Here is an 11882-nt window from a genome sequence, read left to right as displayed (position 1 = left end):
AAATCATCAGGAAACACAGATATGGTCGGATGATCCGTGCATTTTTGCGTAAGTTAGGCATAATACGCGGCTTCGAATTTTGACCCCCAACAGACCTTTTCTTATGCATAAAGAACCTCGTAAGGTCCGTGAGTTTCGTCGCCGCGAGCAAGAAATTCTCGATACCGCGCTCAAGCTGTTCCTCGACCAAGGTGAAGACAGTGTCACCGTCGAGATGATTGCTGATGCCGTCGGTATCGGCAAAGGCACGATCTACAAGCACTTCAAATCCAAGGCGGAGATCTATCTGCGCCTGATGCTCGATTACGAGCGTGATTTGAACGAGCTGTTGCATTCGGCCGATGTCGACAAGGACAAGGAAGCGCTGTCCCGGGCCTACTTCGAATTCCGCATGCGCGATCCGCAACGTTATCGGTTGTTCGACCGCCTGGAAGAGAAGGTGGTCAAGGGCAATCAAGTGCCGGAGATGGTCGAGGAACTGCACAAGATCCGTGCCTCGAATTTCGAACGCCTGACCCTGCTGATCAAAGGCCGGATCAGCGAAGGCAAGCTCGAAGACGTGCCACCGTACTTCCATTACTGCGCATCCTGGGCGCTGGTGCATGGCGCTGTGGCGCTGTATCACTCGCCGTTCTGGAGCAACGTGCTGGAAGATCAGGAAGGCTTTTTCCAGTTCCTGATGGACATCGGCGTGCGCATGGGCAACAAGCGCAAGCGCGATACCGACACGCCGAGCAGCTGAATCATTCAGCTGCCTGATTGCGCCATGATTTCGCTATATGGCGCAGTACCGCAGGAATATACTCAGGCTTGGGACTTGCCAAAACTTGAATTCTGAGTCAAGTTTTGCGCGTTCCAATTGTCCATTGCCGGAGTGATCCATGATCGTTGACCGTCAAGGCAGGCGTTTTCGCAATTTGCGGATCAGCCTGACCTCCGCCTGCAATTACGCGTGTACCTACTGCGTGCCCAACGGCAAGCGGCTGGTGGCTGCGCAGGATGAATTGTCGGCCGAGGCGATGGCGCGCGGCGTGGCGTACTTGATCGAAGCGGCCGGCATCGAGCGGTTGCGCATCACCGGCGGCGAGCCGCTGGTCAGCCCCAAACTCGAAGCCTTCATGACCGCCGTCGGCCAGATGGGCCTGGAAGACATCAGCCTGACCACCAATGGTCAGTTGCTGGCGAAAAAACTTCCGTTGCTGGTGGACGCCGGCATTCGTCGTATCAACGTTTCCCTCGATACCCTGGATGCCAGCGCTTTTCGCAGCATCGCGCGCGGTGGCGATCTGGCGACCGTGCTCGACGGCATGGATCAGGCCAGCGCGGCTGGTATAAAGATCAAGGTCAACATGGTGCCGTTGCGCGGACAGAACCTTGATCAGGTGATGCCGCTGCTCGATTACTGCCTTGAGCGTGGCTATGAGTTGCGCTTCATCGAGCTGATGCGCATGGGCCACCTGGCCACCGACTCCAATGCGTTCCTGCAACAGTTCGTCAGCCTCCAGCAGTTGCTGAGCCTGATTGGCGAGCGTTATGAGTATTTGCAGGCCGATGCGCCGGTCGATGCCACTGCGGTGCGCTACGAGATTCCGGGGCAGGGGCACTTCGGTGTGATCGCCAATGAAAGCGTTCCGTTCTGCCGTACTTGCTCGCGTTTGCGTTTGTCGTCCACGGGGTGGCTGCATGGCTGCCTGTCGTCGAGCAATCGCCATTATGTCGGCGACTTGCTCGACAAGCCTCGTCATCAAGCGCTGCCGGCGTTGCAGCGGCTGCTGGTGAAGGCCTTGGGTGACAAGCAGGAAGTGGCGTTCTCCGGCGGTGCGACGGTCATGAAGATTATTGGCGGCTGAGCACGCCCTGTGGCGAGGGAGCTTGCTCCCGTTGGGGCGCGAAGCGGCCCCCGAATTATCAAAGACACTGCATTCCTCAGACTTTACGGCTGCTGCGCAACCGAGCGGGAGCAAGCTCCCTCGCCACACCTTTGCATTTTCTATTTGCAAACATCCCTCAGCTCAAGACTGGCGCGGAAGCTGCATCCCATGGCCATTCGCCGGTTTTCCGTCACCGGCCTCTGGAGGGTAGGATGCGTAGCCTGGTTTTGCTGCTGGCCGTTTTGGCGCTTGGTGGCTGCATGAATGTCAGCGACATGGCTGAAGGGACTCGCTACCAGATGAGCGACGCGGGGCTGCTGGATCACAGCGATAGCCGTCGGGTGAACAACCTGCGGATTCAGCCGGACTCGTTCATCTACATCGCCCAAGGTGCTTTTTCGCCGCCGGGCTATCCTTATCCGCGTCCAAACGTGGTGGCCGAAGAAGCCTTCAACGGCTTTATCGAATACTTTCCCATGGTACGTCGCGCCCGCGCCCCCGAAGGTCTCGACCAAGCCATGGCTGAAGCCCGCGCCGCCGGTGCCCATTACCTGCTGTACACGCGGTTTGCCAAGGCTGACGACCGCATCGGCAACTCCGATGAGTGGCTCGATCAGGAATACGTGGACCGCCTCGGCATCGACAGCGGCGTGATTCAAATCATGTTGATCGAGACCAGCACCCAGTATTTGATTGATACTGCAACCATCAAGAGTCGTGGCGGTTTACTGACGTTCCATGACAACTCGCCAGCAGACCTGATCGGCCCACCCCTGCAGCAATACGCGCGCAGCCTGATCGGGATCAGCGACCAGTAATTCAAAGGAGAACACCATGAGTGGCCCGCAAAAAGCCAACGACTTGTTGGGGCAAATCCCCAAGACCAAAGGCTTGCCGCCGGTCCACCTGTGGAACCCCGATTTCTGTGGCGACATCGACATGCGCATCGCCCGCGACGGCACCTGGTATTACCTGGGCACGCCGATCGGGCGCAAGCCAATGGTCAAATTGTTCTCGACCATCATTCGTCGCGACGGCGACGATTACTTCCTGATCACTCCGGTCGAGAAGGTCGGGATCAAGGTCGACGATGCACCATTCGTGGCGATTGCCGTGGATGTGGAAGGCGAGGGTGAGGCTCAGTTGCTGCGTTTCACCACCAATGTGGATGAAACGGCCGAGGCAGGCGCGGAGCACCCGATTCGGGTGGTCATCGATCCGGTCACTCAAGAGCCTGCGCCCTATGTGCATGTGCGGACCAATCTTGAAGCCCTGATCCACCGCAATGTGTTCTACCAACTGGTGGAACTGGCCGTGACCCGTGAAATCGACGGGCAACACTGGCTTGGCGTGTGGAGTGGCGGCGAGTTCTTTCCCATCGGTCTCGAGCCTTAAACAGTTCAAAATGTGGGAGCGGGCTTGCTCGCGAAAGCGGTATCACGGGCAACATATTCGTTGAATGTTAAACCGCTTTCGCGAGCAAGCCCGCTCCCACATTTGATCTCCATGTATCCCGAAGAATCCAATTGACACCCAATCATATGATGATTAGCGTATCGCTCCATCGCGCGCGGTTTTGAGGTTTCCATGTCCAGCAGTTTTCACGCTTCAACGGTCGATTGGCTGGGTTGCTGGATTGCCGCTGGCCAGGTCAAACCCGGCGAAACCCTCAAGGTCGAAGCCGACCTGGGCGAGCAGCTTGGTGTCAGCCGCACGGTCATCCGTGAAGCCATCAAAACCCTGGTCGCCAAAGGCATGCTCGAAGTCGGGCCGAAAGTCGGCACACGGGTGTTGCCGGTGCGCCGCTGGAACCTCTTCGATCCGCAAGTCGTCGGTTGGCTGTCACGCAGCGGGTTGCCGGAAAACTTCGTCGACGATTTGCTCGACCTGCGCCGTACCATCGAACCGATGGCGGTGCGCTGGGCCTGTGAGCGGGCGACGGTCGAGCAAGTGCAGGCCATCCTCCTGGCCTACAACGCGCTGGAGCGGGCCGTGGACAGTGGCGTCGATTACAACCGCGCCGACCGGGTGTTCCACGAGTGCATCCTGGCAGCCAGCCACAATCAATTCATCGAACAAATGGTCCCGGCGCTCGGCGCGCTGCTGGCGGTGTCGTTCGAAGTGTCCGCCGCCGACCCCGACGAACTGCGGCGTACGCTGCCCATCCACAAAGACATGGCCAACGCCATCGCCGCCCGCGACGCTGCGCGCGGGGTGTGGGCGTGCATGACCCTGATCGATAACGCAGACCTGGCGATCAAACGCTTCTACCCCCAGGTCATGGCTGACAAAAAAACCGGCTGACTACAAAGAACCCATGTGGGAGCGGGCTTGCTCGCGAAGGCGTCGGCACATCCAATATTGATCTACCAGACACACCGCTTTCGCGAGCAAGCCCGCTCCCACATTAAAAACAAGAACAACACAGGAGGTTTCATGACGTTGAATGCGCTGACCCAGCACCGGGCGCGGCTAGGCGAAGGCCCGTTCTGGGATGCCCCGACACAGGCGCTGTACTGGGTCGACATCGCCGGCAAACAAGCCCTCCGGCTGATTGGCGCCAACGTCCAGATCTGGGAAATGCCGGAACACATCTCCGCCTTCATCCCTTGCGAAAGCGGGGATGCGCTGGTCGCGCTGAGCAGCGGCGTCTATCGCCTGGACCTCGACTCCCCGGGACTTGAGCCACGCCTGACCTTGCTCTGCATGGCCGACCCGCAACCCGGCAACCGCCCCAACGAAGCCCGTTGCGATGCGCAAGGGCGGCTCTGGCTTGGCACCATGCAGAACAACATCGGCGAAAACGGCGAAGACTTGCCGGTCACCCGTCGCTCCGGCGGCCTGTTTCGCATCGACCGCGATGCCCGGGTCACGCCGCTGCTTCGCGGACTGGGAATTCCCAACACGCTGCTGTGGAGCGAAGACGCGACAACATTGTTTTTCGCCGACAGCCTCGACGCCACGCTGTACCGCTACTTCATTCACGCCGACGGCAATCTGGACACCGCTTACGTCTGGTTCGGCCCGGACAAACGTGGGGTCCCCGATGGCTCGGCCATGGACGCCGAAGGCTACATCTGGAACGCCCGCTGGGATGGCAGTTGCCTGATAAGACTGACCCCGGACGGACACGTTGATCGAATCATCGAACTGCCCGTCAGTCGTCCCACCAGTTGCGTATTCGGCGGTGAAGACCTGAAAACCCTGTACATCACCAGTGCGGCGAGCCCGCTCAACCATGCGCTGGACGGCGCGGTGTTGTCGCTTCGAGTGGATGTGGCCGGAAAACCTTGTACACGTTTCGCCGGATAAATCCCAAAATATGGGATGTAAAATTATATATTGAGATTATTTGCCGGGCGGGTTTATAGTCGGCCACCAGTTACACGCACTCACACTTAAAAAAACAAAACAGGTGAAGTGATGCAGCGATTTTCCAGACAGTCTTTTGACCGGACATCGACAGATGCCCGGTTTTTGTCGCGCCCGCGAAAAGGAATCCTGATTCATGGCTGAATCTCTTTCCTTGCCACCGGTGCCGGAGCCGCCCAAAGGCGAGCGCCTGAAAGACAAAGTAGTGTTGCTGACCGGCGCTGCCCAAGGCATCGGCGAGGCCATCGTCGCGACGTTCGCGGCCCAGCAGGCCAAGCTGATCATCAGCGACATCCAGGCTGAAAAAGTCGAGAAAGTCGCGGCGCATTGGCGTGAACAAGGGGCGGACGTGGTAGCGATCAAGACTGACGTCTCGCACCAGCAAGACCTGCACGCCATGGCCCGCCTGGCGATCGACCTGCACGGCCGCATCGACGTCCTCGTCAACTGCGCCGGTGTCAACGTGTTCCGCGATCCGCTGGAAATGAGCGAAGAGGATTGGCGTCGCTGCTTCGCCATCGACCTCGACGGCGCCTGGTACGGCTGCAAGGCTGTGCTGCCGCAAATGATCGAGCAGGGCATCGGCAGCATCATCAACATTGCGTCGACCCACTCCAGCCACATCATTCCAGGCTGCTTCCCGTACCCGGTGGCCAAGCACGGTTTGCTCGGCCTGACCCGCGCTCTCGGCATCGAATACGCGGCCAAAGGCGTTCGCGTCAACGCCATCGCACCGGGCTACATCGAAACCCAACTGAACGTGGATTACTGGAACGGGTTTGCCGACCCGCATGCCGAGCGTCAGCGCGCCCTGGATTTGCATCCGCCGCGTCGTATCGGTCAACCGATGGAAGTGGCCATGACCGCCGTGTTCCTGGCCAGCGATGAAGCGCCGTTCATCAATGCCTCGTGCATCACCATCGATGGTGGGCGCTCGGTGATGTACCACGACTGAATAAAACCGCTTTCAGGCGCAATTCTCCGTCTGAAAGCCAATCATCATACGATATGACTATTGGCTTCAAAGTGTTCACCGGCTTTCAAATCATGCTCAAAAAAAATAACAAGGAGTCAGCTTATGAATCGTCGTCGTGGGATCCGTTCCCTGTGCTGTGCCGCTCTGGCGGTCACCGCGGTTAGCCTGAGCAGTACGCTGCTGGCGGCCGAGGAAGTGAAAATCGGTTTTCTGGTCAAGCAAGCGGAAGAGCCCTGGTTCCAGACCGAGTGGGCCTTCGCTGAAAAGGCCGGTAAAGATAAAGGTTTCACCGTCATCAAGATCGCCGTGCCGGACGGCGAGAAAACCCTGTCTGCCATCGATAGCCTCGCGGCCAACGGCGCCAAGGGCTTTGTGATCTGCCCGCCGGACGTCGGTCTGGGCCCGGCCATCGTGGCCAAGGCCAAGGCCAATGGTTTGAAAGTCATGGCCGTCGATGACCGTTTTGTCGATGCCAACGGCAAGTTCATGGAAGACGTGCCTTACCTCGGCATGGCCGCCTTTGAAGTCGGCCAGAAACAGGGCGCGGCGATGGCCACCGAAGCGAAGAAACGCGGTTGGGACTGGAAAGACACCTACGCGGTGATCAACACGTTCAACGAACTCGACACCGGCAAGAAGCGCACCGACGGTTCGGTCAAGGCGCTGGAAGACGCGGGCTTCCCGAAAGACCACATTCTGTTCACGGCGCAGAAAACCCTCGACGTCCCGGGCAGCATGGACGCCACCAACTCTGCGTTGGTGAAACTGCCCAGTGGCGCGAAAAACCTGATTATCGGCGGCATGAACGACAACACTGTGCTGGGCGGCGTGCGCGCTACCGAAACCGCCGGATTTGCAGCCGCCAACGTGATCGGCATCGGCATTAACGGTACGGACGCTATCGGCGAACTGAAAAAGCCAAACAGCGGTTTCTTTGGTTCGATGCTGCCAAGCCCGCACATAGAAGGCTACAACACCGCCAGCATGATGTTTGACTGGGTCACCACCGGCAAAGAACCACCGAAATTCACCGCGATGGACGACGTCACGCTGATCACGCGTGAGAACTTCAAGCAGGAACTGGAAAAGATCGGCCTCTGGAACTGAGGCGCGGTTGATTTCAACGGCGGCCCTGGCGACGGGGCTGCCTGATCTGTGAAGAGGTGGTTTATGCACGCGCAAGTACAGACACATGAGCACAGCGTCGGCGGCAGCCTGCGCTTCAACGGGATCGGCAAGACTTTTCCCGGCGTGAAGGCGCTGGATGCCATCAGCTTCGTCGCGCACCCGGGGCAGGTTCATGCCTTGATGGGCGAGAACGGCGCCGGCAAATCGACCCTGCTGAAAATCCTCGGCGGCGCCTACACCCCGAGCAGTGGCGACCTGCAGATCGGCGAACAGACGATGGCGTTCAAATCCACCGCCGACAGCATCGCCAGCGGCGTCGCGGTGATCCATCAGGAATTGCACCTGGTCCCCGAAATGACCGTTGCGGAGAACCTGTTCCTTGGGCACCTGCCGGCCAGTTTCGGTCTGATCAATCGTGGCGCCTTGCGCCAACAGGCGTTGGCTTGCCTCAAAGGCCTGGCCGATGAAATCGACCCGCAAGAGAAAGTCGGGCGCTTGTCCCTCGGGCAGCGGCAACTGGTGGAAATCGCCAAGGCGCTGTCCCGTGGCGCCCATGTGATTGCGTTCGACGAACCGACCAGCAGCCTGTCGGCGCGCGAGATCGACCGCTTGATGGCGATCATCGGACGCCTGCGCGACGAAGGCAAAGTGGTGCTTTACGTCTCCCATCGCATGGAAGAAGTTTTCCGCATCTGCAACGCGGTGACGGTGTTCAAGGACGGCCGCTACGTGCGCACCTTCGAGGACATGAGCGAGCTGACTCACGACCAATTGGTGACGTGCATGGTCGGTCGCGACATCCAGGACATCTACGATTACCGCGCTCGGCAACGTGGCGCGGTGGCGCTCAAGGTCGATGGCCTGCTCGGCCCTGGCTTGCGCGAACCGGTGAGTTTCGAGGCGCACAAAGGCGAGATCCTGGGGTTGTTCGGGCTGGTCGGCGCCGGGCGCACGGAGTTGTTCCGTCTGCTCAGCGGCTTGGAGCGCAACACGGCCGGACGCCTGGAATTACGCGGCCATGAACTGAAACTGCGCTCACCCCGAGATGCGATTGCGGCCGGGATTCTGCTGTGCCCCGAGGACCGCAAGAAGGAGGGCATCATCCCGCTCGCCAGTGTCGCCGAGAACATCAACATCAGCGCACGTGGCGCGCATTCGACCTTCGGCTGCCTGTTGCGTGGCCTGTGGGAAAAGGGCAATGCCGACAAACATATCAAGGCGCTGAAGGTGAAGACGCCCAGCGCCGAACAGAAAATCATGTACCTGTCCGGCGGCAATCAGCAGAAGGCCATTCTCGGTCGCTGGCTGTCGATGCCGATGAAAGTCCTGCTGCTCGACGAACCGACTCGAGGCATCGACATCGGGGCCAAGGCCGAGATCTACCAGATCATCCATAACCTGGCCGAAAGCGGCATCGCGGTGATCGTGGTGTCCAGCGACCTGATGGAAGTGATGGGTATTTCCGACCGCATCCTGGTGCTCTGCGAAGGCGCGATGCGCGGCGAGTTGTCTCGCGCCGAGGCCAATGAATCCAACCTGCTGCAACTGGCTTTGCCGCGCCAACGCGCTGACGGCGTGGCGAACTGAGAGGTGACTATGATGACAACCCAAAACAACACGCTGCCTACTGAGCGCAAACCCCTGGACCTGCGGCGCTTTCTCGATGACTGGGTGATGCTGCTGGCGGCCGTCGGGATCTTCGTGCTCTGCACGCTGCTGATCGACAACTTCCTCTCGCCACTGAACATGCGTGGCCTTGGACTGGCGATTTCCACCACCGGGATTGCCGCGTGCACCATGCTGTATTGCCTGGCGTCCGGGCATTTCGACTTGTCCGTGGGGTCGGTGATTGCCTGCGCCGGCGTGGTCGCGGCGGTGGTCATGCGCGATACCGACAGCGTCTTTCTTGGGGTGACGGCAGCGCTGTTCATGGGCCTGATTGTCGGGCTGATCAACGGCATCGTGATTGCCAAGCTGCGGGTCAACGCGTTGATCACCACGCTGGCGACCATGCAGATCGTTCGCGGCCTGGCTTACATCTTCGCCAATGGCAAAGCGGTTGGCGTGTCGCAAGAGCAGTTCTTCGTCTTCGGCAACGGCCAGTTGTTCGGCGTGCCGGTGCCGATCCTGATCACCATCGTTTGCTTCCTGTTTTTCGGCTGGCTGCTGAATTACACCACCTATGGGCGCAATACCATGGCCATCGGCGGCAACCAGGAAGCGGCATTGCTGGCCGGGGTTAACGTTGACCGGACCAAGATCCTCATCTTCGCCGTGCATGGCGTGATCGGCGCGTTGGCCGGGGTGATCCTGGCGTCGCGCATGACCTCCGGGCAGCCGATGATTGGCCAGGGTTTCGAGCTGACGGTGATCTCGGCTTGCGTGCTGGGCGGGGTGTCGTTGAGCGGCGGGATCGGCATGATCCGGCATGTGATTGCCGGGGTGTTGATTCTGGCGATTATTGAAAATGCGATGAACCTGAAGAACATCGACACGTTTTACCAGTACGTGATTCGTGGTTCGATCTTGCTGTTGGCCGTCGTCATCGACCGCTTGAAACAGCGCTAACCAGCCTGCACCTGCACAAATTCTATAGGTAAGCACTGGGTTCAATGTGGGAGCGGGCTTGCTCGCGAAGGCGGTGTGTCAGTCAACATAAGCACTGAATGACACACCGCCTTCGCGAGCAAGCCCGCTCCCACATTAGATCGCGCCGAAGTCACTATCGGCGGCCATCCTTCCGTCACTTCCCATAAATATTCCTTGCTCGCACCAACCCGTTTCGGGTATCTATTTGTACATGATTAGACAGGTACGATTTGACAAGAAACAACGGGTGGTCGACGAACTCATCCGGCGCATCGAAAGCGGCCTCATGGAGGACGGCTTTCTGCTGCCGGGCGAGCATCAGTTGGCTCAAGAATTCAAAGTTAGCCGAGGCACGCTGCGTGAAGCACTCGCCGAGTTGAAACGGCGTAACTACATCGCGACGCAAAGCGGTGTCGGTTCCATCGTTACCTTCGACGGTGTGGTGCTCGATCAGCGCAGCGGCTGGGCCCAGGCGCTGGCCGACAGCGGAGCGCTGATCAATACCGAAGTGCTGCGGCTGGAAGCGGTGACGCGTGCGGACCTGTTGCCGCGTTTCGGCACCGACCAATTCATCACCCTCGACCGGCGTCGCCGCTCCAACGACGGCACGCTGGTCTCCCTCGAACGCTCATTGATGCCCGCGACCGGCGGCCTGGAAAGCTTGCCGCGTGTTGGCCTGATCGACAATTCCCTGACCATCACCCTGGCCGCCTACGGCTACATCGGCGAACGCGGCGATCAATGGATCGGCGCCGAACCTCTGAATGCCGAAGACGCCGAGTTGCTCGGGCGTCCGGTGGGCACCGTATTCCTCAAGGCACTGCGGACCACCTACGACCGGCAAAACCGCTTCATGGAACAAGTCGAAAGCTTGCTCGATCCTGTGCACTTTCGTTTGCACCTGCCATTTGGAACCCCGAAATGACGGCGCTCAACCGTGCCCTGGGCGCGTTCTACGGACTGGCCCTGGGCGACGCGCTGGGCATGCCGACCCAATCCCTGAGCCGCGCCGAGATCAAGGCGCGCTTCGGCGAAATCACCGATCTCGAAGACGCCGGCCCCGATCAACCGATCGCCGCCAACATGCCCAAGGGCTCGATCACCGACGACACCGAGCAGGCGATTCTGGTCGGTCAGTTGCTGATTGAAGGGGAGGGCAGGATCGAACCGTCGGTACTGGCGCAACGGCTGATCGAATGGGAAGCCGAAATGCAGGCCAAGGGTTCGCAGGACTTGCTCGGGCCTTCGACCAAACGAGCAATCGAGATGATCCTCGCCGGTCATTCGCCGGAAGAGGCGGGGCGTTACGGCACCACCAATGGCGCGGCGATGCGCATCACGCCGGTCGGCATTGCGGCAGATGTCGCCGACCCTGAGCGTTTCATCAAAGCGGTGGTGCAAGCCTGTCAGGTCACCCACAACACCACGCTGGGCATCTCCAGCGCGGCGGCGGTGGCGGCGGTGATTTCCGCCGGGATCAATGGCATGGATTTGGGCGAGGCGCTGAACCTCGGTCAACACATCGCGCAGCAGGCCGAAGGTCATGGCCACTGGGTGGCGGGCGGGCGGATTGCCTCGCGCATCAGCTGGGCGCGCAGCATCAGTGTCGACAGCGACAAGGCGCTGCTGGCGGATGTGATGTACGACGTGATCGGCACTTCGGTGGCCTCGCAGGAATCGGTGGTGGTCTCGTTTACCCTGGCGCAACAAGTCGCCATTGGCGAAATGAGTGCCTTCGAAGCGGTGTGCATGGCTGCCGGATTGGGCGGCGATACCGATACGATTGCGGCGATTCTCGGCGCGATGCTCGGGGCTTGTCTGGGTCTTGAGAGTTGGCCGGTGGCGATGATCGACAAGGTCAAAGCGGTTAATGGCCTGGAGCTGGAACCGTTGGTGCAAGGGCTCCTCGCCCTGCGCTGACCTTAGGGTGAATGGAGTCATTTGTG

At 59.8% G+C, this 11882-nt stretch carries 12 protein-coding genes; all 12 read left to right on the top strand.

What is annotated here, in order from left to right; genetic code table 11:
* Window positions 1–103 precede the first annotated feature (103 nt).
* The 12 genes from EAH78_RS09545 (at window position 104) to EAH78_RS09485 (ending at window position 11856) form a co-directional block, all read left to right on the top strand.
* Entirely contained in the window at window positions 104–742 is a 639-nt protein-coding gene (locus tag EAH78_RS09545) for a TetR/AcrR family transcriptional regulator (RefSeq protein WP_008152317.1), read from the top strand.
* Between the two features lie 139 nt (window positions 743–881).
* Window positions 882–1850, top strand: a complete 969-nt coding sequence (locus tag EAH78_RS09540; RefSeq protein WP_027924049.1) for a GTP 3',8-cyclase MoaA — start codon at window positions 882–884, stop codon at window positions 1848–1850.
* A gap of 233 nt (window positions 1851–2083) precedes the next feature.
* Window positions 2084–2689 carry a DUF4823 domain-containing protein gene (locus EAH78_RS09530; protein ID WP_140667328.1) on the top strand — a complete coding sequence of 202 codons (606 nt, stop codon included), beginning with the start codon at window positions 2084–2086 and terminating at the stop codon, window positions 2687–2689.
* 16 nt (window positions 2690–2705) lie between these two features.
* Window positions 2706–3266: a DUF1285 domain-containing protein gene (locus tag EAH78_RS09525; protein ID WP_140667327.1), complete on the top strand. Its 561-nt coding sequence runs from the start codon at window positions 2706–2708 to the stop codon at window positions 3264–3266.
* 192 nt (window positions 3267–3458) lie between these two features.
* Window positions 3459–4175, top strand: coding sequence for a FadR/GntR family transcriptional regulator (locus EAH78_RS09520; RefSeq protein WP_140667326.1), 717 nt, complete (start codon window positions 3459–3461; stop codon window positions 4173–4175).
* Window positions 4176–4307: 132 nt separating this feature from the next.
* Window positions 4308–5183: an SMP-30/gluconolactonase/LRE family protein gene (locus EAH78_RS09515; protein WP_140667325.1), complete on the top strand. Its 876-nt coding sequence runs from the start codon at window positions 4308–4310 to the stop codon at window positions 5181–5183.
* A 196-nt stretch (window positions 5184–5379) separates the two neighbouring features.
* Window positions 5380–6198, top strand: a complete 819-nt coding sequence (locus EAH78_RS09510; RefSeq protein ID WP_140667324.1) for an SDR family oxidoreductase — start codon at window positions 5380–5382, stop codon at window positions 6196–6198.
* Between the two features lie 123 nt (window positions 6199–6321).
* A complete protein-coding gene (locus tag EAH78_RS09505) occupies window positions 6322–7326 on the top strand; it encodes a substrate-binding domain-containing protein (RefSeq protein WP_140667323.1) in 1005 nt (334 codons plus the stop codon).
* 63 nt (window positions 7327–7389) lie between these two features.
* Window positions 7390–8934, top strand: coding sequence for an L-arabinose ABC transporter ATP-binding protein AraG (gene araG, locus EAH78_RS09500; protein ID WP_140667322.1), 1545 nt, complete (start codon window positions 7390–7392; stop codon window positions 8932–8934).
* A gap of 12 nt (window positions 8935–8946) precedes the next feature.
* Window positions 8947–9915 carry an L-arabinose ABC transporter permease AraH gene (araH, locus tag EAH78_RS09495; RefSeq protein WP_140667321.1) on the top strand — a complete coding sequence of 323 codons (969 nt, stop codon included), beginning with the start codon at window positions 8947–8949 and terminating at the stop codon, window positions 9913–9915.
* 232 nt (window positions 9916–10147) lie between these two features.
* A complete protein-coding gene (locus EAH78_RS09490; RefSeq protein ID WP_140667320.1) occupies window positions 10148–10861 on the top strand; it encodes a GntR family transcriptional regulator in 714 nt (237 codons plus the stop codon).
* Window positions 10858–11856, top strand: a complete 999-nt coding sequence (locus tag EAH78_RS09485) for an ADP-ribosylglycohydrolase family protein (RefSeq protein ID WP_140667319.1) — start codon at window positions 10858–10860, stop codon at window positions 11854–11856. Before EAH78_RS09490 ends, EAH78_RS09485 begins: the two co-directional genes overlap by 4 nt.
* The last annotated feature ends 26 nt before the right edge of the window (window positions 11857–11882 follow it).

It is taken from the genome of Pseudomonas arsenicoxydans (assembly GCF_006438915.1).
Classification (GTDB): Bacteria; Pseudomonadota; Gammaproteobacteria; order Pseudomonadales; family Pseudomonadaceae; genus Aquipseudomonas; species Aquipseudomonas arsenicoxydans_A.
Note: the sequence above shows the minus strand (reverse complement) of the source record. Positions and strands in the feature narration are given on the sequence as shown.